At 47.3% G+C, this 26,662-nt stretch carries 24 protein-coding genes, 1 tRNA gene and 1 riboswitch; of the genes, 18 read left to right on the top strand and 7 right to left on the bottom strand.

What is annotated here, in order from left to right:
* Positions 1–18 precede the first annotated feature (18 nt).
* The 5 genes from CLFS41_RS20570 (at position 19) to radA (ending at position 6,248) form a co-directional block, all read left to right on the top strand.
* On the top strand, positions 19–633 hold the full coding sequence (locus CLFS41_RS20570; protein WP_007863835.1) for a UvrB/UvrC motif-containing protein: 615 nt from the start codon (positions 19–21) through the stop codon (positions 631–633).
* Positions 626–1,666 carry an ATP--guanido phosphotransferase gene (locus tag CLFS41_RS20565; protein ID WP_007863837.1) on the top strand — a complete coding sequence of 347 codons (1,041 nt, stop codon included), beginning with the start codon at positions 626–628 and terminating at the stop codon, positions 1,664–1,666. The genes CLFS41_RS20570 and CLFS41_RS20565 overlap by 8 nt, the downstream gene beginning before the upstream one ends.
* Positions 1,667–1,691: 25 nt before the next feature.
* Positions 1,692–4,244 (top strand): ATP-dependent Clp protease ATP-binding subunit, encoded by a 2,553-nt coding sequence (locus tag CLFS41_RS20560; RefSeq protein ID WP_045093324.1) that lies wholly within the window; start codon positions 1,692–1,694, stop codon positions 4,242–4,244.
* 107 nt (positions 4,245–4,351) lie between these two features.
* Positions 4,352–4,768, top strand: coding sequence for a hypothetical protein (locus CLFS41_RS20555; protein WP_007863841.1), 417 nt, complete (start codon positions 4,352–4,354; stop codon positions 4,766–4,768).
* 97 nt (positions 4,769–4,865) lie between these two features.
* On the top strand, positions 4,866–6,248 hold the full coding sequence (gene radA / locus CLFS41_RS20550) for a DNA repair protein RadA (protein ID WP_040416687.1): 1,383 nt from the start codon (positions 4,866–4,868) through the stop codon (positions 6,246–6,248).
* Between the two features lie 26 nt (positions 6,249–6,274).
* Here the strand turns inward: radA and CLFS41_RS20545 are convergent, their stop codons facing one another.
* On the bottom strand, positions 6,275–7,966 hold the full coding sequence (locus CLFS41_RS20545; RefSeq protein ID WP_045093323.1) for a sensor domain-containing diguanylate cyclase: 1,692 nt from the start codon (positions 7,964–7,966) through the stop codon (positions 6,275–6,277).
* 238 nt (positions 7,967–8,204) lie between these two features.
* Between CLFS41_RS20545 and CLFS41_RS20540 the strand changes: the two genes are divergently transcribed.
* The 5 genes from CLFS41_RS20540 (at position 8,205) to CLFS41_RS20510 (ending at position 13,789) form a co-directional block, all read left to right on the top strand.
* A tRNA-Trp gene (locus CLFS41_RS20540) sits at positions 8,205–8,275 on the top strand.
* A gap of 634 nt (positions 8,276–8,909) precedes the next feature.
* A complete protein-coding gene (locus CLFS41_RS20535) occupies positions 8,910–9,173 on the top strand; it encodes a hypothetical protein (protein ID WP_007863849.1) in 264 nt (87 codons plus the stop codon).
* Positions 9,174–10,326: 1,153 nt separating this feature from the next.
* A complete protein-coding gene (locus tag CLFS41_RS20520) occupies positions 10,327–11,256 on the top strand; it encodes a LysR family transcriptional regulator (RefSeq protein ID WP_040416618.1) in 930 nt (309 codons plus the stop codon).
* 227 nt (positions 11,257–11,483) lie between these two features.
* Positions 11,484–12,515 (top strand): uroporphyrinogen decarboxylase family protein, encoded by a 1,032-nt coding sequence (locus CLFS41_RS20515; RefSeq protein WP_045093320.1) that lies wholly within the window; start codon positions 11,484–11,486, stop codon positions 12,513–12,515.
* A gap of 35 nt (positions 12,516–12,550) precedes the next feature.
* The gene (locus tag CLFS41_RS20510; RefSeq protein WP_045093319.1) at positions 12,551–13,789 is read left to right on the top strand and encodes an SLC13 family permease; all 1,239 of its coding nucleotides are present in this window, start codon (positions 12,551–12,553) and stop codon (positions 13,787–13,789) included.
* A 220-nt stretch (positions 13,790–14,009) separates the two neighbouring features.
* Here CLFS41_RS20510 and CLFS41_RS20505 read toward each other — a convergent pair whose 3' ends face one another.
* Positions 14,010–14,474, bottom strand: coding sequence for a TspO/MBR family protein (locus CLFS41_RS20505; protein WP_045093318.1), 465 nt, complete (start codon positions 14,472–14,474; stop codon positions 14,010–14,012).
* Between the two features lie 92 nt (positions 14,475–14,566).
* On the opposite strand from CLFS41_RS20505, the gene CLFS41_RS20500 reads away from it, so the two are divergent.
* Entirely contained in the window at positions 14,567–14,848 is a 282-nt protein-coding gene (locus CLFS41_RS20500) for a DUF503 domain-containing protein (protein ID WP_045093317.1), read from the top strand.
* Between the two features lie 16 nt (positions 14,849–14,864).
* Complete coding sequence (locus CLFS41_RS20495) at positions 14,865–15,404, top strand: RNA 2'-phosphotransferase (RefSeq protein WP_045093316.1); 540 nt, start codon at positions 14,865–14,867, stop codon at positions 15,402–15,404.
* An 81-nt stretch (positions 15,405–15,485) separates the two neighbouring features.
* On the opposite strand, the gene CLFS41_RS20490 is transcribed toward CLFS41_RS20495, so the two are convergent.
* The 4 genes from CLFS41_RS20490 to CLFS41_RS20475 form a co-directional block, all read right to left on the bottom strand.
* Positions 15,486–15,662 carry a (2Fe-2S)-binding protein gene (locus tag CLFS41_RS20490; RefSeq protein ID WP_007863857.1) on the bottom strand — a complete coding sequence of 59 codons (177 nt, stop codon included), beginning with the start codon at positions 15,660–15,662 and terminating at the stop codon, positions 15,486–15,488.
* Positions 15,663–15,759: 97 nt separating this feature from the next.
* Positions 15,760–16,110 carry a cupin domain-containing protein gene (locus CLFS41_RS20485; RefSeq protein WP_007863858.1) on the bottom strand — a complete coding sequence of 117 codons (351 nt, stop codon included), beginning with the start codon at positions 16,108–16,110 and terminating at the stop codon, positions 15,760–15,762.
* A gap of 20 nt (positions 16,111–16,130) precedes the next feature.
* Positions 16,131–17,696 carry an autoinducer-2 kinase gene (gene lsrK / locus CLFS41_RS20480; RefSeq protein ID WP_045093315.1) on the bottom strand — a complete coding sequence of 522 codons (1,566 nt, stop codon included), beginning with the start codon at positions 17,694–17,696 and terminating at the stop codon, positions 16,131–16,133.
* A 29-nt stretch (positions 17,697–17,725) separates the two neighbouring features.
* Positions 17,726–18,640 carry a sugar-binding transcriptional regulator gene (locus tag CLFS41_RS20475; RefSeq protein ID WP_045093314.1) on the bottom strand — a complete coding sequence of 305 codons (915 nt, stop codon included), beginning with the start codon at positions 18,638–18,640 and terminating at the stop codon, positions 17,726–17,728.
* Positions 18,641–19,005: 365 nt separating this feature from the next.
* Here CLFS41_RS20475 and CLFS41_RS20470 point away from each other — a divergent pair, with 365 nt between their 5' ends.
* The 5 genes from CLFS41_RS20470 to lsrF all read left to right on the top strand — a co-directional run bounded on the left by CLFS41_RS20470 (position 19,006) and on the right by lsrF (position 24,789).
* Entirely contained in the window at positions 19,006–20,529 is a 1,524-nt protein-coding gene (locus CLFS41_RS20470) for a sugar ABC transporter ATP-binding protein (RefSeq protein ID WP_007863866.1), read from the top strand.
* Positions 20,530–20,545: 16 nt separating this feature from the next.
* Positions 20,546–21,565, top strand: a complete 1,020-nt coding sequence (locus CLFS41_RS20465; protein WP_007863868.1) for an ABC transporter permease — start codon at positions 20,546–20,548, stop codon at positions 21,563–21,565.
* Positions 21,562–22,551 carry an ABC transporter permease gene (locus tag CLFS41_RS20460; protein ID WP_007863869.1) on the top strand — a complete coding sequence of 330 codons (990 nt, stop codon included), beginning with the start codon at positions 21,562–21,564 and terminating at the stop codon, positions 22,549–22,551. The genes CLFS41_RS20465 and CLFS41_RS20460 overlap by 4 nt, the downstream gene beginning before the upstream one ends.
* Before the next feature lie 112 nt (positions 22,552–22,663).
* Positions 22,664–23,848, top strand: coding sequence for a substrate-binding domain-containing protein (locus tag CLFS41_RS20455; protein WP_045093313.1), 1,185 nt, complete (start codon positions 22,664–22,666; stop codon positions 23,846–23,848).
* Positions 23,849–23,910: 62 nt separating this feature from the next.
* Positions 23,911–24,789, top strand: coding sequence for a 3-hydroxy-5-phosphonooxypentane-2,4-dione thiolase (gene lsrF, locus CLFS41_RS20450; RefSeq protein ID WP_045093312.1), 879 nt, complete (start codon positions 23,911–23,913; stop codon positions 24,787–24,789).
* Positions 24,790–25,080: 291 nt separating this feature from the next.
* On the opposite strand, the gene CLFS41_RS20445 is transcribed toward lsrF, so the two are convergent.
* Entirely contained in the window at positions 25,081–25,629 is a 549-nt protein-coding gene (locus CLFS41_RS20445) for a ferritin-like domain-containing protein (RefSeq protein ID WP_045093311.1), read from the bottom strand.
* A gap of 242 nt (positions 25,630–25,871) precedes the next feature.
* Here CLFS41_RS20445 and CLFS41_RS20440 point away from each other — a divergent pair, with 242 nt between their 5' ends.
* Entirely contained in the window at positions 25,872–26,333 is a 462-nt protein-coding gene (locus CLFS41_RS20440) for a peptidoglycan-binding protein (protein WP_007863877.1), read from the top strand.
* Positions 26,334–26,477: 144 nt separating this feature from the next.
* Positions 26,478–26,574: riboswitch (purine riboswitch) on the top strand.
* Positions 26,575–26,662 lie beyond the last annotated feature (88 nt).

Genomic DNA, 26,662 nt, shown 5'->3' with positions numbered 1-26,662 from the left:
GACAAATGGAGGATTCGTATGTTATGTGAAAGATGTAAGATCCGGGAAGCCAATATCAGATACACAGAGATCATAAACGGGATCAAGACAGAGCACAATCTCTGTTCCCACTGTGCGAGAGAGATGGATTTTGGACAATACGCCGCCATTCTGGACGGTGAATTCCCGTTGGGAAAACTCCTGTCCGGCCTTCTGGGCCTTGAGGACGATGAGGAGGAGACCGATGTGCGCGGCAAGGTGGTGTGTCCCACCTGCGGCACCAGTTTTGATGATTTTGTGGAAAACAGCCGGTTTGGATGCCCGGACTGCTATGGGGTATTCGACCTGTTCATCAGCGATAAGATGAAGCAGCTTCAGGGAAGCGGAAACCATAAGGGCAAGCATCCCAAATTCAGAAGCACATTTGAGAAGGAACATCCCGCCCAGGCCAATGCCGGAGAGACAAAGGAGACCGCAGATAGCGCTGCCATTCAGGAAAATGGAATGGACAGCAGGTCAGCGGCTGTGAATAAGCAGATCCGTGAGCTGGAGACCCGGCTTAAGGAAGCGGTGAAGCAGGAAGAGTATGAGCTGGCAGCACAGTGCCGTGACCAGATCAAAGAACTAAAAAAGGAGGCGGATATCCATGAGTAAATGGTTTGACAGCGTGGACAACAAAAACTCCAATATTGTTTACAGCCGCATCCGCCTGGCCCGGAACTGGGATGAGTATGCATTTCCCTCCAGAATGACGGCGCAGCAGTGCGGGGAAATGCTGGAACGCATGAAGGAAGGGCTTAAGAATCTTCCGGAACTGGATGGAAATCCGTACAAGTATCAGCAGCTGAATGAGGTCAGGGAACTGGAAAAACTGGCGCTCAGGGAGCGCAGAATCCTGAACCTAGCAGCAGTGAACAAGAAGGAGCCGGCGGGCCTTCTGTTGTCTGAGGATGAGGGCAGCAGCCTGGTGCTGGGAGGAGATGACCATATACGCATGCAGTTTTTGGCTTCCGGTCTTAAACTGGATGAATTATGGCAGAAGGCGGACGCCATGGACGATTATGTAAATGAGCGTTATTCCTATGCGTTTGATGAGAAATACGGTTATCTGACCTCCTTCCCCACCAATGTGGGAACCGGACTTCGGGCCTGTGTGGTCCTTCATCTGCCAACACTGTCCCAGGTGAGAAAATTCCAGAGCATAGTAGGCGATATGAGCCGTTTTGGAACAGCGATCCGGGGACTTTACGGAGAGGGAAGCGATAATTACGGAAGCCTTTATGAAATCTCCAACCAGAGGACCTTAGGGTTGTCTGAAAAGGAGATCGTGGAACTGGTGACCAAGGCGGCATCCCAGCTGAACAACCAGGAGATGAGGGTGAGGAACGCCACCCTTAATACACAGAGACTGGAACGCGAGGACGAGGTATATAAGTCCTACGGCGTTCTCAAATATGCAAGGAAGATATCTGAAAAGGATGCGCGCATCTTCATTTCCCAGCTAATGGCAGGGGAGGAGGACGGACTGATGTCCTTTGATAAAAAATGTTCCCTTTACAACCTGGTTCTGGGTATTAAGCCCGCAAACCTGAATCTTTGGGCAAAGCGTCCCCTGGATAAGGATGAGATGGACTCTGTAAGGGCAGCATATGTGAGACAGAATCTACCTGAGATAGAAGTTAAGTAACACTTGTAAGGAGGACATAAAACTTATGATGGAACGATATACACAGCAGGCCCAGGAAGCGCTGGGACTGGCAGTGGGCGTGGCGGAGAGCCTGAACCATGGATATGTGGGCACGGAGCATCTTCTCATCGGCCTGCTGCAGGAAGGAACCGGCGTTGCGGCCAAGGTGCTGGAGGACAATGGGGTGGAGGAGGATCGGGTGATCGAACTGGTAAGCCAGCTGATCGCGCCTAATCCCACCATTCAGACTACCAACCAGACCGCATATACCCCAAGGGCCCGCAGGGTCATAGAGAACAGCTACAGGGAGGCAGTGCGTTTTAAGGCGGCACAGATAGGAACGGAGCACATCCTTATAGCCATCCTCAGGGAAGGCGACTGTGTGGCAAGCAGGCTTCTCAACACCATTGGTGTCAGCATCCAGAAGCTTTATATCGATCTGCTGGCAGCTATGGGGGAGGATGCCCCTGCTGTAAAAGATGATATTTCAGGCGCAAAGGGAGGCAGAAAAAGCAATGCCACACCAACCCTGGACAGCTACAGCCGCAACCTGACACAGCTGGCGGCGGACGGAAGGCTGGATCCTGTGATCGGACGGGAGCAGGAGATACAGAGGGTGATCCAGATCCTGAGCCGCAGAACCAAGAATAATCCCTGCCTGATCGGAGAACCGGGCGTGGGCAAGACCGCTGTTGTGGAGGGGCTGGCCCAGATGATCGTTTCCGGCAATGTGCCGGAAACCATTGCGGACAAGAGGGTCATGACCCTGGACCTGTCCGGTATGGTTGCCGGTTCCAAGTACAGGGGAGAGTTTGAGGAGCGGATTAAGAAGGTGATCTCTGAAGTGATCGATTCAGGGGATGTGCTGCTGTTTATCGATGAGATCCATACGATCATCGGAGCCGGCGGAGCGGAGGGCGCGCTGGACGCGTCCAATATCCTGAAACCATCCCTGGCAAGAGGAGAGCTGCAGCTTATCGGCGCCACCACCATCAACGAATACCGCAAATATATTGAGAAGGACTCCGCGCTGGAGCGCCGTTTCCAGCCTGTGACCGTAGACGAGCCCACGGAAGATGAATCCGTGGCCATTTTAAGGGGGCTTCGCAGCCGCTATGAAGAACACCATAAGGTGGAGATTACGGACGAGGCCCTGGCAGCTGCCGTGAAGCTGAGCAGCCGTTATATCAATGACAGGTTCCTGCCGGACAAAGCCATTGACCTGATCGATGAGGCGTCCTCCAGGGTAAGGCTTGCCAATTATACAAAACCTTCCAAGATCAAGGAATACGAGGAAGAGATAGAGGCACTGGAAGAGAGCAAGGAAGAGGCCATTAAAAAGGAAGCCTATGAAAAGGCGGGAGAGATCAAGAGCAAGCAGGAAAAGCTGCGTGAAAAGATCAATCAGACCATGGAGAAATGGCAGAAGGAAAAGGAAACAAAGAAACTGCTTGTAAGCGATAATGAGATCGCTGATGTGGTTTCCGGATGGACCAGGATACCGGTGCGCAAGCTGGCTGAGGAAGAGTCCGAGCGCCTGAAGAACCTGGAGGGAATCCTTCATCAGCGCGTGGTAGGGCAGGAGGAGGCGGTTACCGCCATTTCCAAGGCTATCCGAAGAGGCAGGGTAGGGCTTAAGGATCCGGGACGTCCCATTGGCTCCTTCTTATTCCTGGGCCCCACGGGCGTTGGAAAAACAGAACTCTCCAAAGCCCTGTCCGAGGCCATGTTTGGAACAGAGAATGCACTGATTCGGGTGGATATGTCTGAATACATGGAGAAACACAGTGTGTCCAAGATGATCGGATCCCCGCCAGGATATGTGGGCTATGATGAGGGCGGACAGCTCAGTGAAAAGGTACGCAGGAATCCCTACTCCGTGATCCTGTTTGATGAGATAGAGAAAGCCCATCCGGATGTGTTTAACATTTTGCTCCAGGTGCTGGATGACGGACATATCACGGATGCGCAGGGCCGCAAGATCGATTTTAAGAATACCATTATCATTATGACAAGCAATGCGGGCGCGGAGAATATCATTTCCCCGAAGCGCCTTGGATTTGGTGCGGCCAGTGACGCAAAGGCTGATTATACCTTTATGAAGGAACGGGTCATGGACGAGGTGAAACGTCTGTTCAAGCCGGAATTCCTAAACAGGATCGATGAGATCATCGTATTCCACCAGCTGAGCAAGGATCATATCAAGGGAATTGCGGACATCATGCTGAGTACCATCGGAAAGCGCAGCAAGGACCAGCTGGGAATCGAACTTACAGTGACCGATGAAGCCAGGGAATACCTGATCGATAAGGGCTATGATGAGAAATACGGCGCAAGGCCGCTGAGACGTACGATCCAGAATCTGGTGGAGGATAAGATGGCCGAGGAAATGCTGGATGGCGGCATAAAGGCCGGTGATACGGTTCAGGTAGGGTTTGACGGAGAAAAGCTGACCTTTACATCAAAATCCAAAGCAGCTCCAAAGCGCAGGACTTCCGGTACCAAGACAGAGGCAGCTAAGGGAGACGCCGGCAAGACGCCGGGAAAAAAGAAATCAACCGCTGCTGCAAAGGCTTAATGAGAAGGAAATCAATTTAAGAATATTTTCACTGGTTATTTGTTTGGTATTGATGTATAATTTTTATGAGGAAGTTACTTAAGCACATTTAGCAGGAGGATAAGAAGATGCCGGTCATTGAAGAGTTAATCTGCACAGAGCAGGATGGCACCATTAGTTTTGGCAATTATACGTTAGGGCAAAAGGCAAAGAAGTCCGATTTTGAATATCAAGGGGATATGTACAAGGTCAAGACCTACAATGAGATTACCAAGCTGGAGCGCAATGACATGTTTGTATATGAATCTGTTCCGGGAACCGCAGCAGAGCATTTCAAGGTTACGGATGAGGGCGTGGAGTTCACAGTAGAAGGAAGCAAGGATGCGCAGATCACGATTCAGCTGGAGAATGATACAGACTACGAAGTTTACGTAAACGATGCAGCCGTGGGCAATATGAAGACCAACATGAGCGGTAAGCTCAGCGTAAGCGTGGAGTTGGAAGAGGGCCTGGCAGTCAATGTCAAGGCGATCAGGAGAGTATAATATGCAGGAAGCGGGCTGGAAGAGATTCCAGCCTGTTTCTATACAGAGCAGATCATATACGGCGTATTGGCTGACAAAAGGAATCCGGGAGGAAAGAATGGCAAAAGCAAGGACAACCGCGTTTTTTTGTAAAGAGTGCGGATATGAATCTTCAAAATGGATGGGACAATGCCCGGCGTGTAAGGAATGGAACTCCCTGGTGGAGGAGCCGGTGTCCAAAACGCCGGCCGGCAGTCTTGGACGCATGGGGGGCGGCAGCTCAAAGCCGGCAGCTTTGACAGCCAGGCCATCCCTTTTATCGGAAATCGATTTGGATGAGCAGGACAGGATCCCCACTGGCTTCCGGGAGCTGGACCGGGTGCTGGGAGATGGTATTGTGGCAGGTTCCCTGGTATTGGTGGGAGGGGATCCGGGTATAGGGAAATCCACCCTTCTTCTTCAGGTGTGCAGGCACCTGGCCGGAGCGGGGCAGAAAGTGTTATACATATCAGGTGAGGAGTCGCTGAAGCAGATTAAGATGAGGGCAAACCGTATCGGACCCGTGACAGGGGAACTGAAATTCCTGTGTGAAACCAGCCTGGAACATATTGAACAGGCCATAGACGCTGAAAAGCCCCAGATCGCAGTCATTGACTCCATCCAGACCATGTACCGGGAGGAGATATCCTCTGCCCCGGGAAGCGTCAGCCAGGTAAGGGAGTCCACCAGTATTCTCATGCAGATCGCCAAAAGCCGCGGGATCGCTATCTTCGTGGTGGGGCATGTTACCAAGGAGGGTGTGGTGGCCGGTCCCAGGGTGCTGGAGCATATGGTGGATACGGTGCTTTACTTTGAGGGGGACAGGCATGCTTCCTACAGGATTTTGAGAGGTGTAAAGAACAGGTTTGGCTCCACCAATGAGATCGGCGTGTTTGAGATGCAGGAGGAGGGGCTGGTGGAGGTTGAGAACCCTTCCGAATATATGCTGGACGGCCGGCCGGAGGAGGCCTCAGGAGCAGTGGTTTCCTGTTCCTTTGAGGGCACCAGGCCCATTCTGCTGGAGGTCCAGGCCCTGGTGACCGAGACAAATTTCGGTATGCCCCGGCGCACGGCCGCGGGTACGGATTATAACCGGGTGAATCTTCTGATGGCTGTTCTGGAAAAGCGGTGCCGCTACGAGATGTCCCGTCTGGACGCCTATGTCAACATTGCCGGAGGCATGAAGATGAATGAACCTGCATTGGATCTGGCCATTGTCATGGCCATCATCTCCAGTTATAAAGACCGGCCGGTGGACCCAAAGATGCTGATATTCGGAGAGGTGGGACTGTCAGGAGAGGTGAGAGCCGTGTCCCAGGCAGGGCAGCGGGTGAGCGAGGCTGCCAAGCTGGGCTTTACCTCCTGCGTGCTGCCAAAGGTGTGCGCGGATAAGATGAAGCCGGTGGAGGGGATTAAGATAATTGGAGTGGCCAATGTGCGGGAGGCCATTGGCGTGATCTAGGAGAGCGGATCCGGACAATTGCGGTTTCAGGCCGGGGGAGCATAGGAGAAACCGCCGTTGTGGGTTGCCTTGGCCCGATATAAGGCCGCGTCCGCTGCTTTGATCAGCTGGGAATAGCTGTCTCCCTGGCGGGCGGTAACAGCCCCTGCGGACAGGGTAATGGGAGGCATATTTCTCCGGGATGCCTCTGCGGCGATGGTATGATTGATATCATCAATGATCCGTTTGGCCACGGAATAGTCCTCTGTTTTGGACACGAATATGGCAAACTCATCTCCATGGAGCCGGGAGGCAAGGTCAATGGTGCGGATACGCCCAACGATCATTTGGGCGGACAGCTTGATGACTTCATCGCCAACGGAATGCCCGTAATTATCATTGATCGCTTTAAAGCGGTCTCCGTCCAGCATAATAAGGATCCCGGATTCGTCCTTTTCCATGGAATTCAGGTATTCTGCAACATTTTTCCGGAATGATTTAAAATTCATCATGCCGGTCAGGTCATCTATGGCAGCCGCCTTCTGGGCAACGGACAGGGCCAGTTCCAGGCGCCGCTGCGTCTGTCCAAGCTCTATGTATGCTGCTTTCAGTTCACGGCTTTTCCGGTCCTTGCTTATACGCCCAAGGATGTAGAAAAGGAGAAGTTCCATAAGCAGGAGAGGGACCAGCCAGATCTGGACCGAGGACTTCAGCATGGAGGCCACGGGTACCAGGGTGAGGGAGTGGTAACCATTCCCGGGCTGAAGATATCCAAAGTAGGTGCTGTTCCCGGATTTTACGGTGAGAACCGTGGATGTTTGGTCCAAAAGATTGGACAGGCCGGCATCAATGCCTTTCCTGAAAGAGAGAAATGCTTCTGCGGACTGAATCTGCTCCTTTAGCTTTTCTGTCTGTGCGTCCGAAAGGCTGCCGGCAGCTGCAGGTGTATGCTCCTGCTCCGGGCCGGCCTTTGTTTCTTCCGGGGAAGCCCCGGTTTCCGCTATGGAAGCCCCGGTTTCCTCTATGGAAGCCCTGGTTTCCTCTATGGAAGCTTTGATATCTTCCAGGGAATCCCAAAGGTTCCCTCCGAGATAGTCGGAGTTGGTGCTTCCGATCACGGTTCCGTTGTCATCAAAGATCATCATCTGCTCACGGTCATAGCTTACCAGGGAAGATACAAGATTCTGAATATTCCCCATTTTGATATCATAGGCAAAGACGGTCTGCTGATCCGGCTGAAGCTGGGAAATCGTGGACAGGATATAATGGTTGGCATAGCTCATGTATGGAGGAGTGAAGACAATGTCCCCCTTTCCTGCCGCGGCATCCTTGTACCAGGGACGCTCTGTGGCTGTATAGCCGGTGCTTTCATATTCAGAGTAAGGCGTGTCCCAGCTGTACAGATAACGGCCCTGATAATACATATAAAGGCCGTCAAAGGTATCCCCTTCAATGTCCAGCATTTCCGAGTCAATGGATTTTAAGTAGTCCAGGACGTCATCGGGATCACGGTTGTCCTCTGTCTCCCTGGCCATCATGTGGGAGAACAGCTGGAAGGAGTGGATATAATTATTCATGACCCCATTGATCTGGCGTATGTTTTCCTCACCATGAGCGGCCATGGCGTTTTGGATATAAAAGGATTCCTTTTTTCCCAACAACAGAATCGCAATAAGATTAACTGCCAGAAAAACAGCGGTATACCCGAAGCGTTTATTCCATTTCCCCATAATTTTCATGTTTCCCTCCGATAGACCTTCCTGCCTCTTTATGCGGTGACTCATAACTGATTTATTTTATAGAAATATCAAATCACCTGTCTTTCTAACTATATTAGCACAGAAATATAACTGTGTCATTGATGTTGTGAATTGTTTAGAATTGTATGTATAATTTAGTCGCTTATTTTTAAAAAGTGGTTGACACTTTTCAAAACATATGGTATTCTAATTGAGGTTCGGAAATACAACAGACCATAGGGGAATAGTTCAATGGTAGAGCAGCGGTCTCCAAAACCGTAGATGGGGGTTCGAGCCCCTCTTCCCCTGCTGACTATTTTAACGAATAGCCCAACCCGAAGAAAGTCGAGAAGTCCTTATTTTATAAGGTTTCTGGGCTTTTTCTTTTTGCTTTTTTTCTAATATCACGTCTGTTACAGTCTTTGATTGTGGGGCAAAACTCCTTCGGACCCCAATCACCGTATTTTGGCGGCTGGCAGGGCAACGGATGGAGGCGTACTGGGCGTACGCCGACTGACGTTAACGCGGCCAGCCGCCAAAAGACGGCGGTTGGGGCGTGTATCCCCTTGTCCACTGAGGGTAAATAATAATGAATAAAAAATAAATCCTTATGGGGCTAGAGAGAGTCTCTTTTATGTTAAAATATTGTGATATAGGTATTGACTGACTACATTTGTCTGATATCAATTAATTATATAGCAAAATTTTGTAAATATTTCATATATTGAAGGATATAAATCCAATAAATATGTTATAATCATTATAGATAAAATAATCACAATCTGGCAGAGTTTTAGAAAGTAACATATTTTATAAAAGTAAAATACTTAACTTATAAAAAGTAATATCACACATTGAAACCCTTCTGAAGCGTACCTCATGGCATATTTTTCCAATTAACGATATAATTTTTACATACTTGTAGAATGTAGGAGGAATCTTCATGAATGAGAAAAAGCTTATGTTTCAAGACTATTTAAGAAGTCAAATTCATATGTACCGTAACTTTCATGCTTTCTCTCAAGAATATATGGCGGAAGCCCTACGTGTCTCGCCGCGATCATATATTGATCAAGAACATGGAAAGTATGGATTTTCTGCCATGACATTGGTATACTATGTTTTTTTATTAACAGACGAAGAGATTCTGATCTTCTTCAAGGAGTTGAAAATTTTGATAGGAAGGAGGAATGGAGATGCTGCATAAACCCGTATTTGATTCTTCAGAAATACATACATTACTGACTCTGCTTGGAGCAGACTTGCATTATATCGGATATCGTTACACGGAATATGCTCTTTTGCTTATGAAAGAAGATGAGGAGTGCATACATTCTGTTACTAAATGTCTATATCCTGAAATCGCGAAACAGTATCAAACATCATGTAATTCGGTAGAACGAAATATTAGGACTTTATCGCAAGTAGCATGGAGATCTGAGCCACGCCTTCTTCAAAAACTGGCTGGTCATAGGCTAGATAGAAGGCCAACCTCTAGTCAATTTCTTGCAATACTTTTTGCGTATCTTAGTAGATCAGGCAATTTAAAAATTCAAGCTTAATACTTATGGGGCAGTCGGTTAATACCGAATTCCGCCCCTTCCTTAAATCAAGTGCCTTTTACAAATATTTAAGCAAACCACTTCCTGAATCGGAGCAGGTGAAGGCTCCTCTTTGGAAATCAACTCAGGGATTTCACAGCAGGCCTTCTTCCTAAGTCTACGGACCCGGTTGTAAAAGGTTTCCGGATGGATACCGTGCTCCATGCACCACTGATAATCGGAGAAGCCACTGTTCATGCATTTGTATATAGGAATGGTGAGTTCGACAGGGCTCGGTGAAGAAAAGTCATTAATAGAATTAAAAAATGCAGATATAGAAGAATAGAACCTTATGATGGCTGGTTTTAGGAATCGTCATATTAAAAAATTGGAAAAGGACAATATAGGATTTGCCTAAAACAACGGGCAAAACGCCTTATATACAATGGAGTGATGAAGATGGGGGAAAGAAAAGAAGAAAAAATAAACGGTGTTATTTACAGTATACCTCCAAGTGCAAATTAAACCTTGGCTACAAATATCATCCGGATATCAATGATGGGGACATGACGGTCAAAAAGGATATTTACTACATCCATTGACGGCATATGAACTCAGAATCGAGGACATCCCCCCGCCGTAATCCGCATAAAAGAACACAAGCCTTTCTCTTTACCGCAAAATGTGGTATAATAAAAGACATTAGGGTGATGTCGGTCATTGGCTCTGCGGATAGAGAATGACTGAAATCTCTCTTATATTCTATCTTTGAAATTTGGCGGTATTAAGGAGGTTGTGGTGTATTGCATTTGAAACACCATGCAAATAAATATGAATGTTGAATATTATAAAAATTTTATAATGATTGCTGATTACGGGACGTTGACTCAAGCCTCGGAAGAATTACATATTGTACAGTCCGCGCTGTCTAACCAGGTAAAGCTATTGGAAAAAGAATATAATGCTTCGCTGTTTATCAGAAAGTCAAAGGGCTTGGAATTGACGGAAGCGGGCAAGATCCTGTATCCGATCGCAAAGCAGATCGCACATTGTGAAGAAACCGCACACAGAGATATTGATTGTTTATTAAACGGGGTGATCGGAACCGTAAGGATCGGACTTACCATGGCCCATCCTGACCTTGTCCTTAATAATATCCTGACAAATTTTAAGATCGCCCATCCGCGGATCGGGTATAGTATTTTTGAACGGCCGTCTGAAGAAATCATAGAACTTTTAATACAGAATAAGATCGATGTTGGTTTTATCAGACAGCGTAAAGCCATGTCGCCGTTGGTCAGGAAAGAGTTGGTGATCAAGCAGAAGTTCCATGTCTGTTGCGCGAAAGGCAACCCGTGGATATCCGAGGATGTTGATAAGGTATCCATTCGGGATTTAGATAATATCCCTCTTGCCATTCCCAGAACATTTGAAAACGTTTTACGGTTATCGTTCCAAAAGTTTGGAGTTAACCCTAACATTACCTGTGTATCGGGTTCAAGGCTTTATACTGTTATGCTGGCGCAGGCCATGGCAGGCATTGGGATTGTCTGTATATCTGATGTGAAAGATCTGGCGGCAAAAGATGTCTTTGTACGTCCGCTTGTAGATATTGAAGGGGAAAAAAGCGGTGATGTCAGTGCTGACAGGCATGTTATCGTATCATCAGAGCATCCGCTGTCATCCGCCACCGCGCATTTTATCAGCTTTTGCAGGGAGATGATTGAAAATTCCCACCCCTCCTCCTAAAGCATTTTGATGCTTGTTTATGAGCTAAATCATCCTAAAATCTTACTAAATAATTTTCAATTAAAGGCAATGTTTTGTTGCCTTTTTTTGATATCTAATTTTTAGATACAATATATCTAATTTTTGTGATTCTAATTCGACAAAAATAGTGATATTATCTAATAGTAAATAAACAATCAACGCGGGTTTATTTGTGATATTAAAATTTTATGAAAGGGGGAAAGGGCATGTGGTCTAAAAAAGAAAGGCTGGAGGCGGTTTTAAACGGTGAAAAGGCTGATCGTGTTCCGGTATCTGCATGGAGACATTTTTTAGAAGATGAACATAGCGGAGCTGAAAGATTTGCAAATAAAATGCTTGAATTTCAGAATACATATGACTGGGACTATATCAAACTTCAACCCAGAGCTTCTTCTTTTTGCGAAGCATGGGGGCAGAAATACTCCTATGACGATTACATGGGATCGGTTGTTGCGCCATGTATAGACCCGTTGCTTCATGGGGATGAGAACCTTGGAAAAGAATTAGAAAAAATTGTTGAGCTGACAGGAAGTGAGGATGTTTTTCTTGAGCAGATAGACGCAGTGAAACAAGTGATCGCTGGGTCTGAAGGCACTCCTGTTTTCCATACGATTTTTTGTCCGGGCGCGGTGTTTGAAATGTTTTTTGGACAAATTGCTTCCGGAAGATATCGGCCCACATCCAAGGAAGGCTTAGTGAGGGCGATTCAAGATTATCCGCAGCTTACCGATCAGGCCATGAGAAACATTACCGTTTCTTTGGCAAAATACGGGGAGAAACTGGTTAAAACAGGGCTCTACGGTATTTTTTATAGTTCGGCGGCACTGGCAAGAACTGGTTATCTTACAAAGGAAGAATGGGAGCGTTACGTCAGGAAATACGATCTTATGCTGATCGATGCTTTGAAACCTGCGAAGATATGGGTTCATACCTGCGGAATCAATTCAAATCCTGAGTACTTTACCGACTATCCAATCGATATCCTTCACTGGGCGGAATCCGCAACAGGAAATGTAAAATTGGACAGCGCTAAGAACTGGATTGGAAGGATTACGCCAATGGGCGGCTGTGATGAACGGCTGTTCGGCCAAAATAAAGCATTAGAAATAAGCGCAATGGCCCATAATGCCATTGAAAGAATGAAAGATCAGCCGTTTATTCTGGGGCCTGATTGCTCCATCTCAGTCAACACGCAAGAGGATGAACTTAAGGCATTCCGCGCGTCTGTTGAGGACTGATCGAATCATTAAGACAGTAAGAGGAGGGTTATGTTATGTCTGTACAAGCAACTATCACCTGTGTGATTTTTGTTATCACCATATTACTTTTAGTTTTTAAACCAATCCCCATTATTATTACAGGAGCAATCATTCCTACCGCTCTTGCACTTTTTGGGATTATTAAGGCAGATACAGCCTTTGCTGATTTCACCAATTCCACATCCATTTTCATGATCTGTTTCTGCATCATTGGTTCTGCTTTCTTTAAAACAGGGCTTGCGGATTTTCTCGGTACAAAGATCATCGGAGTTCTGGGAAAGAATGAAAAAGGATTGCTGGCAGGAACAGGTATCGTGGCCGGCGGACTTTCTGCATTCTTAAACGATACAGGCTCCACAGCATGTATGATGCCAATCGTCAGCTCCATGGCTGAGAAGGCTGGCGTTAAGAGATCCAGACTGTTACTTGCGCTTTCCTACTTTGCTTCTCTGGGCGGATGTATCACTCTTGCAGGTACCACCCCTCACATTGTTGCAAATGGTATTTTGAAGGATAATGGACTTCCCGAGTTTGCCTTTTTTGAATATGCAAAAATTGGTGTTCCGTTATTGATCGTTGGTATCTTATACATGATGTTTATCGGCGTTAGACTGCTTCCTGACAGAGACATCGATGTCAATGTGGACGGAACAAAAGATTACAACCTGAAGAAGATGCCTTACTGTGCAGCTATTTTCGTATTTACAATCCTTGCAATGGCAACCGGCGTTATTCCGATCATGCTGGCAGGCGTTATCGGTTCCGTGCTTGTTGTTTTAACAGGATGTATCACCATGGATGAGGCTATTAAGGCAATCCCGATCTCTTCCGTATTCCTTGTGGGAGGCGTTTTCCCAATTAGTAAGGCACTTGTCAGCACTGGAGCAGCTGAATTCTTCGTAACCCAGTTATCACCTGTTCTTGCAGGCTTTTCTCCAATCGCACTGCTTGGCGGTATTGCAGCCCTTCAGCTGCTGATCACTCAGTTCCTGATGAACTCTTCTGCAACTGTACTGGTTCTTCCAATTGCCCTTATGCTTTGCCAGGCAGCTGGAATCAATCCTCTTGCAGGCGCAATGCTTGTTAGTATCTGTGCATCTGGTGTGTTCGCATCTCCATTTGGTGCCGGAAACAACCTGATCGTTATGGAAGCTGGTGGATACAATATTCAGGACTTTATAAAATGCGGTTTCCCGTTAGTAGTCCTCTTTGGTATTGTAACAACCGTTCTCTGTGCGGTATTCTATCTGTAATTCATATTTGTGCGGTATTTGAATAATATCATAACGGATCATACTATGGACAGCAGGCTCATTGGAGCCTGCTGTTCTGCATATTGATAGTTGGCGGATTTTGTAGTATTCTTTAGGCAAAGCCTGTTTATAATTTTAAGGCGGGAGGAGATTAAAACTCCCCACCTTAAGATCATAGGATCTAAGCGGGGAGCATGGCAAGACGGTGCTGTAAAAAGTATTAATTCAATATTAATATGGATAAATTTAAGTAGGCGGCAAATATACACCATAGGAAATAGGGGATCTGTAAATAAGCAGCCAAAGGACTAACAATATAAAAATGCTTTATCATAATGGCTATTATATAGATTAAGGCTATGAGCCAAATAAAGGCAAACAGGTAAACTTTAAAATGAAAGAAGATTATGCTCCAGAAAAAATTAAAAAACAGCTGAATGCCATAAAGTAAAAATGCGTTTGTCTTATTGGGACGGCTTGAAGAATGGATGATATATGATGAAAATCCCATTAGGATGTAAAGTATGGTCCAAATGACAGGAAAGACAAATCCGGGAGGGCTTAAGGATGGTTTGTTTAATGCGGCGTATGTTGACATATTTCCGCCTATTAACGCAGAGACGGCACCAACAGCCAGGGGGATAAGGATTGATATGATAAAAGCACTTTTATTTTGGATTTTCATACAATGGCATACCTCTTGCTTGTATTTAGCTAATTATATGCACCGGGGCCGTGGCTTATGAATTATGTTTTTGATGAACGAGGTGTAATCATATGATGATTCTGACAATAACGATAAAATTACATGCACCTTGGGTGCATTCGTTAAAAGAGAAGCGGATGGTAGTAAAAAGTCTGCTGGCAAAACTGCAAAACAAATTTAATGTATCAGTGGCGGAACTTGATGAACAAGATATCCATCAGGTCATTGTTTTGGGGTTAGCTGGTATTGTTGCAAATAATGCCCAGGCAGACAGCGTTTCCGAGGCAATACAACATTTTGTGGACTCCAACACGGAAGCGGAGCTATTGGAGTTTGATCGTGAAATACGTTAACTAAAGGAGAACGTTCATGAAAAGTAATGACCGATTAAGTGTATTTATAAGTCTGGTGCTTCGCCATCAACCGGATGCCGCAGGTATAACTTTGGACGAACATGGCTGGGCAGATGTAAATGAGCTGATCCATGGCATCAATGGGACGGGCAGATTTATTGATCTGGATCTGCTGGAAAAGATTGTTCGGGAAGACAAAAAGAATCGGTATGGATTCGATGAAGGACATACGCGGATCAGAGCAAATCAGGGGCACAGCATTGCTGTGGACGTGGAGCTGAAAAAGATGCTTCCCCCGGATGTATTGTATCACGGAACAGCCACCCGATTCATGGAGAGCATAAAGACAAAGGGTTTAAAACCCATGAGCCGTTTATATGTTCATCTCTCAAAGGATTATGATACGGCCTTGAAAGTCGGAAAGCGCCATGGGGAGCCTGTGGTGATCAAAGTGGATGCAGCCGGAATGTGCCGGGATGGGGCTGATTTCTACTTGTCGGAGAATGGGGTTTGGCTTACAAAATATGTTGATCCCGGATACCTTTCTATTAATTAGATCCTGCGCTTAGTAGTTTCTGGAAGATAAATGCCCCCATGGAATTAATGGCAATTCCATGGGGGCACGGTCAAAGATGAATTATTCTGCCAACTCGTCAATGATCGCCTGGATATCATCAAGGCATCCGCCGCATGCGGTGCCGGCTCCTGTTGCTTCCTGTACATCTTCCAGGGTTTTGGCCCCTGCAGCAATGGCATCTTTGATCATGCCGCGGGTAACATCATTGCAAAAGCAAACGGTTTCATTGGGATCCATAAGACACACCTCCTAATAATGGTAGTATGTGCGGTTTGGATATGAATATGTATTGAAAGCAGGCTATATGTGAGCTTTCAGCAAAGAACACCCATTACTAGAATTTATAATCATCTATCTCCACTTTATCCGCTTCCTGGAACGGAGCCAGGGTGGAGATCATTTTCACGGTCTGCCCGTATGGATTGAAACAGTAGTGGACTTCCAACGGTTCGATGTGGATCAAGTCTCCCTGTTTTAAATGGTGCACGGTCCCGTCCACCACAATGTTGATCTCTCCTTCGAGTATAAAGAAGTCTTCCTCCATGATGTTGTGGTAATGTGCCTTGAAATCCTGGCCTGGCTGGAACTGGACTACAGCAAAATTCATTCTGGGACCTTTCATCAGGTACTTGGGGCCGCTGTCCCCGAAACGATATTCTTTTTCACTTTCATTTATAATAAACATTTTCTACTATTCCTCCTGTTTTATAATCCCGGGGCAGCCCACATACTTCTGGTCAGATCCTGGTTGCACAGATTCAGCTGAGCCTTATAAATTTTGCGCCATTGTTCATATATTTCACAGTAGAGCTGATGATTGGCGGAATCCGGAACATAGGTGGTATCCCATTGCACCAGTTTTTCTGCTGCTTTTGACATGTCTTTATAGATGCCGGTCCCATAGCCTGCCAAAATCGCTGCACCCAGGGCGGTTGCTTCTTTGACCACCGGAACCTTTACCGGAAGTCCAAGAACATCGGATAAAATCTGGCACCACAACGGGCTCTTGGAAGCGCCTCCGGCAAAAATGATCTCCTCAGGCTGGTTCCCGGTTGCCTCGCGCACCAGGTCCAGATGGCCCTTGGTTACCATGGCTGTATTTTCCAGGATAGCGCGGTAGAAGGTATACTTTGAAAAACGTACCGGATCCAGCTCGAAGTTGGTAAAGGTTGGCGAGGCGTGCTTCCAGTTGATGAAGTTCATCACATCGGAGAATGCACACATCATACCGTAGGAGCCTGCAGGAATGTCCTTGGCGTACTCATTCATCACATCATATGGGTCCGTGCCCTTCAGCTTCGCAAGCTCTTTTTCCGCCTGGCAGAAGCCGTCCCGGAACCAGCGCATCACGAGTCCGGGTTTAAATGCCAGGGCTTCGTACTGCCATACATCCGGCACCGCATGGCAGTTGACCCGGACTCTGCATTCCTTGTCTGTTCTGCCGTCCGCTGTATTATATTCATACTGCCAGAAACTTCCGCCGAACACAGCCGCCTGGTTTGGCCTGACAACCCCTACGCCGATACAGCCCAGCTGTGCATCGCCGCCTCCTACGATCACAGGTGTTCCTTGGGCCAGCCCGGTCTGTTCCCCGCACTGTGCAGTCACGGTTCCGGCCCTGGAGCCGCATTCCCTTACTTCAGGGAACATATCGGTGCGCAGTCCGCAGCGTCTGGCAATGGAGGGATCCCAGGATCTCTTTTTAAGGCTGAATAGTCCGGTGGTAGAACCGTTGCTTGGCTCCACGGCCAGGATTCCGGTCATCTTATGGATCAGCCAGTCGTTAAACATTCCCACATATGCAATTTTTTCATAGACATCCGGCATCTTATTCCTGACCCATAACAGGCGGGGGAGGGCGTCCAGGGCATAGGTCTGTCCGGATTCCATATATAATTCCTGTTCCAGTCCGGGATATGCCTTCTTTAGCTGGCTGACCTCATCCGTGCTTCTTGCATCCACATTGGCGCAGGCCCAAATTTCGTGTTCGTCCTTATCATAGAGTACAATACCCTCCCTCATGCAGGTGGTGGAGATTGCTGCAATGTCAGCCGGGGAAATGCCGGACTGTTCCAACACACCCCTGATGCATCCGCAGGTCAGCTTCCAGTTGTATTCCCAGTCAAAATCCATGCTGCCCGGGTATCTGGGATCTTCCCTGTGATCCCATTCCTGCTGTACACATGAGGTCTGGTTGCCCGCTAAGTCAAACAGGACGGCCCGGACGCTCCCCGTTCCGGCATCGACTGTAAGAAAATAATTCTTTGACATATGTAAACTCCTCCTTTACATTATCTTTTTCAGCTTAAATCAATCAGCTGCATGGCTGTTTCTTCATCTGTAATCAGTACATCCAGATATCCGCCCTTTAATGCTGCGCGGATGGCCTCCACCTTCTGAGGGCCGCCCGAAATCCCAATGACATTATTCAGACTTTTTAATGTCTCCAGAGGCGTGCTGAAAAGACGCTCTTCCACATCACTGTGAATCGGCTTTCCGTCTTTATCAATAAAGTGGGTCAGAATGTCGCCCACTGCCCCCTGCATGGAGAGATATAGGAAATCATTCTGATTTAAAATTCCGTTGGAAATGATAGTGGCATCATTGTTCATGGCTCCGATGCCGATCACTGTCATGGTTGCCAGGCGGACCATTCTTGCAATCTCTTCAATGGGAGGCTCGTTACGCATGGCTTTGCACATCTCCTTGGAAGAGACGAGAAGCGGCGCCGGATAGAGATAGAGCTTGGCATTGAAAATGTTGGAACGGATATTGGGCAGATAATAGCTGACTCCTCCTGTGAGGGACACCACGGAAATGGGCGACTCCGCAATGGTGGCCAAGTGGTTTAATACCCTGCTGGGGGTGTCTCCGTAGCCCATATTGATAAACATGTTTTCTGTCAGACGGTCCCCTATATACATAGCGGCTGCCTGAGCAATGGTTTCATTCAGATTGGAACCGCTTGGCGGAGTGGGAACCACAAAGATGTCCTTTAAATTCCATTGGGTGATCAGCTTCTGCTCGATCATCAGCTGCTGGCTCCGTTCCGGTGAAATTTTAAATTGAATCACACCTGTCTGTTTCGCCTTTTCCAATAGTTTGATGACTTTCATGCGGGATATGCCCAGTTTTTCTGAAATTTTCTGCTGAGTCATGTTTTCTATATAATAGTACCAAGCTGTTTTGACAATCAAGGAATCTTCGTAATCCATATCTGCCGTACGCACCTCCGATTTTTGTGTCGGTAGAAACAAATGTTTGACAATCAATAAAATGTTTCACCCTGTGATTAGTATATCAGAGCCAAATATGAATGTCAATATGAAATAGTATAGGAAATGTACATAAAATAGGAACAATAATCCACAAAAACATAATAATTGGCCAATATAAGAATGGATGGAGGTAAAAAATAAAGAAAAATATGCTTAAATAGAAGGGGCAAAACAGTGGGGGCAAGGGTTAAAATGCTTAAAACCCCTTGACAAACTTATATGGTTCCCGTATACTACAAGTGTTACAAATGTTTTGACTATAAACAAAAATATCAATAACAGGTGCGCTAAGGAGGATAAACATGAGTCAAGCAGAGACATGTGATTCTAAGGAAGTGCTGCTTTCTGTCCGTGGCGTCTTTAAGACATTTGGTTTGAATGCAGTATTAAAAGGAATTGATCTGGATGTCGGCAAGGGCGAGGTGCTGGCTTTGATAGGAGGAAACGGTGCCGGAAAGAGCACCCTGATGAAGATCATCATGGGTATTTATCAGCCGGATGGGGGAGAACTGGTCATCGCAGATGAAAAGATCCATTCATTCAAGCCTTCGGTGATATTGGCCAAGGGCGTTTATATGGTACCTCAGGAACCTATGCTTTTTCCTAACATGACAGTGGAAGAGAACGTCCTCATTGGATTTAAGGAAAAGACAGGGACCTTGAGAAAGCGGCTGCTACAGATTATGGATGATATCGGATGGCACCTGGACCTGAACAGAAAGGCCATGAGTCTTTCCATAGCAGAACAGCAGCTGGTGGAGCTGCTGCGCGGACTTTTGAGGAATGCCAGGGTGCTGATCCTGGATGAACCTACCAGCGCGCTTACATTTGACGAAGTTGAGAGCCTCTTCAAGATCGTGGAAGATCTGAAGCAGAAGGGCATCGGAATTGTTTACATAACACACCGTCTGGCAGAAGTGTTTCAGATCGCCACCCATGTGGCAATTATGAGGGACGGAATTATCACATTAAAAGGGCGCGTATCGGACTTCACCAGGGAAATGCTGGTAAAGGGACTCCTTCCTCCCAATATGGATGTGGCGGATCTCAAAGATGGGAAAGGGGAGGAGAAAACCCTTAATTATGAGGGACTGAAGCCGGTGTTTGAGCTTCAGGGCTACACCGGCTATGGTTTTGAGGATGTAAACCTTAAGGTGTACCCGGGTGAGGTGCTGGGAGTGGCCGGGGTTGTTGGCGCCGGACGTACGGAGCTTGCCACAACCATATTTGGAAGAGACAAGGTTTTAAGAGGAAAGGCGATTCTGGATGGCAGGGATATAACAGGATGCTCCACCGCACAAGTTCTGGAGGCAGGAATCAACTATGTGCCTGAGGACCGAAGACTCAACGGACTATTCGCCATCAGCGATGTGGCTGCCAACACCACATCTTCCTTATTAAGAGATAAGAAGATGGGAGGATTCTTTCTGAACAAAAAAGCCGAGAAGGAAGTGGCCGGCCGATATATTGACGACTTCCGCATCAAGGTTACGGGGCAGGATCAGACAGCAGGAAGCCTTTCGGGAGGAAACCAGCAGAAGATCATTATCGGCCGTTCCCTTTCAACCAATCCCAAGCTGGTGATCCTGGATGAACCCACCCGTGGTATTGACGCGGCGGCGCGAGGAGATGTGTATTCCATTATTCATGAACTGAAGGCCCGGGGTGTGGCGATTATGCTTATCTCCTCCGATATGGAAGAAATCGTGGAGCTTTCGGACCGGGCGGTGGTCGTATTTTCCGGGCGGATCAAGGGCGAACTGACCAGGGCGGAAATCAGCCAGGCCAGCCTGATGGCGGCATCCTTTGGCGTGACAGAAGAATGAAAGCAGGTGGAGAGACATGAATCAATTGAAGAAAATAATGAAAACCCATGAAATGAGCAGTTTTTTATTTCTGGCAGCATTGATATTCATTGTAGGCTGTGTAAATCCAAGCTTCTGGCAGCCCACATCGATCCTGAACTGCTTTAATGACAGTGTGGTGTTTACTTTGCTGGCGGTGGGAAGCGCCTTTGTCATCCTGACAGGTGAGATCGATGTTTCGGTGGGCGCGACTCTGGGCATGTCGGCGGCAGTGGGAGCAACGCTGCTGAGGGACGGCTCCAACTGGGCCGTGGCCATTCTGGCAGCGCTGGCTATCGGAGCAATCATTGGATTTGTCAACGGGTTCGGAGTGTCGGTGCTTCAGATTCCATCCCTTATATTTACCCTTGGCGTCAATGGTGTTGTCCGCGGCCTGATTTACGTATTTACAAAAGGAGCATGGGTGGAAAACCTTCCCGCCGAATATACAAGGATGTCCAATACCCTGATCGCGGGACAGCTCACCACCTTTTATGCGGTGGCAATCCTGGTAGTGATCGCGGGGCATATGATTCTGACGCAGACTAAAAAGGGCAAGTATTTTATCGCGGTAGGGGATAACGCGGCAGGAGCAACCCTTGTTGGTATCCCTGCATCCCAGACGAAAATCACAGCATACATAGTAAGCGGAGTTTTTGCGGCAGCGGCCGGCATGATCTACACATCGCGTATCGGCTTCATTACGCCCACCGCGGGCAACAGCTACGAGATGAAAGCCATTGCGGCATGTGTTCTTGGAGGGATCAGCCTGACAGGAGGCCAGGGCAGCCTGATCGGCGCGTCCATCGGCGCAATCATTATGTCTTCTATCAGCAGGATCCTTGTATTCCTGGGGTTTTCTTCTGACTATGACAATACCATTACCGGAATTCTTCTCATTACGATCGTGGTGATCAATACAGTGACACAGAACAGGGCCATCCTGAAGAACCGGCACCAGATTCTGTCTGCGAGGACAGCGATGGGCGCTGATAAAAAAGGAGGAGTTCAGTCATGAAAAAGGCGTTAAAAAGCTGGGAGACCGTCCTGATCTGTATTCTGGCCCTGGAGTTCATAATATTCGCAACAGCCAACAGTAAATTTCTGATGCCCCGTGTACTGTTCGGAAGCATCAATGATATGATATCCATCTGTATCATTTCCTTATTTGTTACCTTTGTCATGATTACTGGAGGAATTGATATTCAGGCTGGTTCCATTGTAGGACTGACCTCCATTGTTCTCGGTGTATCCTGGCAGGACTGGGGACTTAATATCTGGGTTGCGGCAGGGCTGGGAATCATAGTTGCAGCGCTGTGCGGTGCTCTGTCCGGATATTTTGTGGCTTACTGCGGCGTACAGCCCATGGTGGTCACACTGGGCGGAAGCTTCCTGTTTTCTGGTCTTGCGCTGCTGGTATCCAATTTGTCGGCCACTGAAAGCTATAAGGGGATCAACGGGTTTCCCGACAGCTTTATCAGGATTACCAAGTTTAAGTTGTTTGGGGTCATACCCAACCAGGTGCTGATTTTTCTGGTGCTGGCAGTTATTGCCTACATCCTTTTGCATAAGACGAAATACGGACGACAGATTTTCTTAATTGGCGTAAACCAAAATGCGGCGGAGTATTCCGGCATCAACAGCAGGCTGGTGATCATGAGCACCTATGTGTTGTCGGCCATGAGCGCGGCGGTGGCAGGTATTGTCCTCACCTCCTATCTGGGCACTGCCAAAAGTGATATCGGAGCAACCCTGACCATGCCTATCATTACAGCCGTGGTGCTGGGAGGAACCTTGAGCACCGGGGGCAAGGGAAGTGTTCTGGGAACTGCATTGGCAGCGGTTGTGATCGGAGTATTAAGATTCGGGCTCCCTCTCTGCTTCAAGGTAAGCCAGCAGTACCTGGATATTCCCGTTGGACTGATTCTTCTGGTGGTGGTGGTTGGCCGCTCTCTGGTCAATAACCAGAAGGTGATCGCCATGTTCCGCAGGAAGAAATTGTAACAGCGCGGACAGCGCATCTTCTTTGATACGAAGAGAAGTATTATGGGAACGGAATTTCCCTGAAAATACGATAACAATCACAATTATAAATAATTTAAGGAGGAACAATGTTATGAAGAAAAAATGGTTATCAGTGGTTCTTGCAGGAGCAATGACAGTTTCACTGGCAGGCTGCGGCGGCGGTACTGCTGCCACGGCAGCGGCGCCCGCAACAGAGGCAAAGACAGAAGCGGCAGGGAGCAAGACGGAGGAGGCTCAAGCGGAAGACGGCAAGACAGAGGCGGCAGCTCCCGAAGCAGGCGCAGATGTTGCAGGCAAGACGGTTGCCTTTGTTCCAAAACTGACAGGAAACGCATTCTTTGAGTCCGCCAACAACGGTGCACAGGAGTATTCCAAGGGTTGGGGCTTTACCGTTGACTACCAGGGCAGCGCCAATGCGGCGGTTGCAGACCAGGTTAACGTGATCAACAACGCAGTTGCCAGCGGCGTGGATGCGATCTGTATTTCATCCGTTGACGCAACCGGACTGGACTCCGCGCTGGCAGAGGCAAAAGAGGCCGGCGTTACCGTTGTTACATGGGATTCGGATGTTTCCGATACAGCACGTACCCTTATGGTCAGCCAGGGAACACCGGATCTGTTAGGTAAAATGCTGGTTGATATGGGTGCTGATTCCCTGACCAACCGCGGCAAAGATACTAAAAATGATACCATCAAATATTGCTGGCATTATTCACAGGCAACGGTTGCCGATCAGAATTCCTGGCAGGTAGCAGGCGAGGCCTATATCAAAGAAAACTTCCCGAACTGGGAAAATGTAGCTCCTGACAATTATTATTCAGAGCAGGATGCAGAGAAGGCGGTTTCCATCGGCGCATCCATTCTGGAAGCACACTCTGACATTGACCTGATCATCTGCAATGACTCCACCGCCCTTCCGGGACAGTGCAAGGCAGCTCAGAACAAGGGACTGACCAAGGAAGATGTTACAATAACAGGCTTTGCATCACCTATGTCCATTAAGGATTACTGTGCAGCCGGCGTGATCGAGCAGTGGGGACTGTGGGACTGCGGCGTACAGGGCGCAATGGGCTGCTACCTTGCAGCTTACCTTGCAGCAGGCAATGAAGTACATGTAGGCGACAAGATTAATATTCCTGACATCGGTGAGGTAGAAGTTATGCCAAATGACAGCCTGGTTGAGGGCGCATCTACCGCAGAGGTAAATAACGGTGTTGTATTGCTGCCGGAACGCACTGTATTTAACGCAGATAATATGAATGATTATAACTTCTAAGTTAAAAATGAATCAAAATTGTATGAACTTATAGGAGAAGAATTGGAAGGAGATTTCTGGTTATGGCTGATTTGGAAGGTGTAAAGGTTGCAAAGGATTACCACGTGGATGTACCCTTTGCAAATAACGATGGCTTCTATGTTAAGGGAGCAAACAACCTGGATTGGGGAATGAAAAAACATTTGTCCAATATTTTTAATCCCAAAAGCGGGAACACGGTTATGTTTGCCTTTGACCATGGATACTTTATGGGGTCAACTGCCGGACTGGAGCGTCTGGATCTGGTGATTCCTAAGCTGATTCCCTATGTGGATGTACTTATGGGGACCAGAGGCGCTCTGCGCTCATGCGTGACACCGGCGTGCGGCAAGGGCATTGCCCTTCGTTCCACCTCCGGCTCCTCTATGCTGAACGATGACCTGTCCCATGAAATTTTGGCGGTTGATATTGAGGACGCGATCCGTATGAATGCAGACTGTATGGCGATCCAGACCTTCATCGGCGCCGATGGACAGCTGTCCAGTATTGAGAACCTCTCAAAGGCGATCAATCTGGGAATGAGATACAGTATCCCTACCATGGGCGTTGTGGCCGTGGGTAAACAGATGGAGCGCACGGACCGCTTCTTCAAGCTGGCGACCAGGATTGTTGCTGAAATGGGAGCCAACATCATTAAAACCTATTACTGTGAAAACTTTGAAGAAGTTGTAGCGGCATGCCCTGTTCCCATCGTAGTGGCAGGAGGCAAGAAGCTTCCGGAGAAGGAGGCCCTGACCCTGGCTTACAATGCAATCAGCGGCGGAGCACACGGCGTGGACATGGGAAGAAACATTTTCCAGAGCGCCCACTCCCTGGAGATGGCGGCAGCAATCGGAAAGATTGTGCATGAAGGATTTACGGATAAAGAAGCATACGAATTTTTTGAGGATGCAATCCACTAGAAGTGTATTTGGAACGTACTTTCTGGCAGATGTGCGGAAGAATTGATTCAGAAAGAACTGATTCAGAAAGGCAGGCTGTGTTTTTTGCCTGCCTTTAATTTATAATTGAATGCTTTACTTAACAGCCTAATTTCTTTAATTCATTTGTAAATGCAGATAATTGCAGTGGTCTAAGCGTTAAAATCGTATTTTGCGGAGTTTCCATACCAGGCTGCAACTCCGCAAAATTCTTACGGCCGGTATAACAGAAATGTTCAATGTCTTCTAATATGGATTGCCTTAGGAATCCTGTTAACAGATGGGCTGCTCAGGTATTTGAGATAAAAAATCACTGAATATTTTGTGATGCAGTTTCTCATCAAGGGACAGCCTTGCAAGCATTTTGGAAACATGGGGATCGTTGATTTCTTTTGCCTGGGCTGCGTATGCCTGGGCTGCGAACTGCTCTGATTCAGCATTTTTTGACAGCAAAGTCCGAAGGTCACAGTCATAGTCCACCATGTTGCCGCACCAGTACGAGTCAGGTTCCAGAGAACGGCATTCCGGCCGGCCGCCGAGAAGAGCGATGAGCTGCCCGATGATCGTAAAATGATGCTGTTCCACCACGGCAATGCGCTGGATCACGCGCCGGATGGTCCTGTAGTCATTGCTCAGGGTCCAGGACTGGTACAGATACTGGTGTACGGTCGTCATTTCGCTGGCGGCAGAGGCAAGGTCCGGCGTGAGGATCTCTGCATATTGTAAGTTCTTTTTTGCAACGGCAACCGGGGGATACCAATTGGAATGTATAACTGGAAAAGAATCCGGATTTGCGAGGATACTGTATTGGATACGATTCATGGAACATCCTCCTGAAAAGGGCAGGTTAGGTGATTTAATAAACTTTATGAGAAAGGATGATAGGATAGAACTGTTTTTATAGAGGTTCTCACCCAAGGGAGAAGCCTTCCCCATCAAGATATAGTCGTAATATCGACTATAAAAATACTCCAAACACATGGTTACATATTTTGACAATTTCGCTATAATTATGCTATATACAGTAACTTGTTTTAAAATATTAAAAAAAGGGGCGGGAGAATATGAGGAATATAAGAAACAAAATCATTGCAATGGGCCTGGGGATCATGGTGGCCGGAACATCGGTAAGTTACATCAATACATACTCGGTCATCACCGCAGAAGCGCACTCGGGAAGGACTGATTCCAACGGAGGCCATAAGGATAATAAAAATAAGAGCGGCTTAGGCTCCTATCATTACCATTGCGGAGGACATCCCGCACATTTACATACGGGCGGCGTATGCCCTTACGCCTCTGATTCCGCCGCTGCATCGGGCGCTAAGTCGGCTTCCTCATCGGACAAGGAGCTTGTGAAAAAGGTGCAGCAGGCCCTCAATGACAAAGGGTATGACTGTGGAGAAGCTGACGGCATAGCGGGCACAAAGACAAAGGAGGCCGTCCAATCCTTTCAGGAGGACAATGGACTCACCGTTGACGGAGTGATCGGTGATCAGGTAAAAGAAGCATTGGGGATTGAGTGATAAAAGAAGGTAATCCGGCGTAATTCCTTCTGAAAATCATAAAAAAACGAAAAAAATATACAATGTGCACAAAAATAAAGTGATTTATTGATAAAAAGGCAAATGGACTAAAAAACTTTTAGGATATATAATTATTTTTGTATTAAAAAATAATGCTATTCACTATGTATATCCTGAGAATTGGCTCAGAGTTTCTACCAACTACCGTAAAGAGTTGACTACATGGCTTTTGTAGTTGACTCTTTTTTTGGTAATCAGGTATTTATTGGTGGAGGGGAGTGGAAACGAAAAGCCAATGAGATTCCGGCTACAAGGCAGGGATAGCGGCG

This window comes from Clostridium sp. FS41 (genome assembly GCF_000954015.1).
Taxonomy (GTDB): Bacteria; Bacillota; Clostridia; order Lachnospirales; family Lachnospiraceae; genus Enterocloster; species Enterocloster citroniae.
The sequence above is the reverse complement of the archived record's forward strand: the minus strand, read 5'-3'. Positions and strand labels throughout refer to the sequence as shown.

Coding starts and splice junctions, on each gene's coding strand:
- CLFS41_RS20455 (WP_045093313.1), top strand. CDS start 22,664: ATGAAGAAAAAATGGTTATCAGTGGTTCTTGCAGGAGCAATGACAGTT.
- CLFS41_RS20440 (WP_007863877.1), top strand. CDS start 25,872: ATGAGGAATATAAGAAACAAAATCATTGCAATGGGCCTGGGGATCATG.
- CLFS41_RS20510 (WP_045093319.1), top strand. CDS start 12,551: ATGTCTGTACAAGCAACTATCACCTGTGTGATTTTTGTTATCACCATA.
- CLFS41_RS20475 (WP_045093314.1), bottom strand. CDS start 18,640: ATGGATTACGAAGATTCCTTGATTGTCAAAACAGCTTGGTACTATTAT.
- CLFS41_RS20535 (WP_007863849.1), top strand. CDS start 8,910: ATGAATGAGAAAAAGCTTATGTTTCAAGACTATTTAAGAAGTCAAATT.
- lsrK (WP_045093315.1), bottom strand. CDS start 17,696: ATGTCAAAGAATTATTTTCTTACAGTCGATGCCGGAACGGGGAGCGTC.
- CLFS41_RS20555 (WP_007863841.1), top strand. CDS start 4,352: ATGCCGGTCATTGAAGAGTTAATCTGCACAGAGCAGGATGGCACCATT.
- lsrF (WP_045093312.1), top strand. CDS start 23,911: ATGGCTGATTTGGAAGGTGTAAAGGTTGCAAAGGATTACCACGTGGAT.
- CLFS41_RS20560 (WP_045093324.1), top strand. CDS start 1,692: ATGATGGAACGATATACACAGCAGGCCCAGGAAGCGCTGGGACTGGCA.
- CLFS41_RS20515 (WP_045093320.1), top strand. CDS start 11,484: ATGTGGTCTAAAAAAGAAAGGCTGGAGGCGGTTTTAAACGGTGAAAAG.
- CLFS41_RS20470 (WP_007863866.1), top strand. CDS start 19,006: ATGAGTCAAGCAGAGACATGTGATTCTAAGGAAGTGCTGCTTTCTGTC.
- CLFS41_RS20570 (WP_007863835.1), top strand. CDS start 19: ATGTTATGTGAAAGATGTAAGATCCGGGAAGCCAATATCAGATACACA.
- CLFS41_RS20460 (WP_007863869.1), top strand. CDS start 21,562: ATGAAAAAGGCGTTAAAAAGCTGGGAGACCGTCCTGATCTGTATTCTG.
- CLFS41_RS20485 (WP_007863858.1), bottom strand. CDS start 16,110: ATGTTTATTATAAATGAAAGTGAAAAAGAATATCGTTTCGGGGACAGC.
- CLFS41_RS20495 (WP_045093316.1), top strand. CDS start 14,865: ATGAAAAGTAATGACCGATTAAGTGTATTTATAAGTCTGGTGCTTCGC.
- CLFS41_RS20505 (WP_045093318.1), bottom strand. CDS start 14,474: ATGAAAATCCAAAATAAAAGTGCTTTTATCATATCAATCCTTATCCCC.
- CLFS41_RS20465 (WP_007863868.1), top strand. CDS start 20,546: ATGAATCAATTGAAGAAAATAATGAAAACCCATGAAATGAGCAGTTTT.
- CLFS41_RS20500 (WP_045093317.1), top strand. CDS start 14,567: ATGATGATTCTGACAATAACGATAAAATTACATGCACCTTGGGTGCAT.
- CLFS41_RS20520 (WP_040416618.1), top strand. CDS start 10,327: ATGCAAATAAATATGAATGTTGAATATTATAAAAATTTTATAATGATT.
- CLFS41_RS20545 (WP_045093323.1), bottom strand. CDS start 7,966: ATGAAAATTATGGGGAAATGGAATAAACGCTTCGGGTATACCGCTGTT.
- CLFS41_RS20565 (WP_007863837.1), top strand. CDS start 626: ATGAGTAAATGGTTTGACAGCGTGGACAACAAAAACTCCAATATTGTT.
- CLFS41_RS20445 (WP_045093311.1), bottom strand. CDS start 25,629: ATGAATCGTATCCAATACAGTATCCTCGCAAATCCGGATTCTTTTCCA.
- CLFS41_RS20490 (WP_007863857.1), bottom strand. CDS start 15,662: ATGGATCCCAATGAAACCGTTTGCTTTTGCAATGATGTTACCCGCGGC.
- radA (WP_040416687.1), top strand. CDS start 4,866: ATGGCAAAAGCAAGGACAACCGCGTTTTTTTGTAAAGAGTGCGGATAT.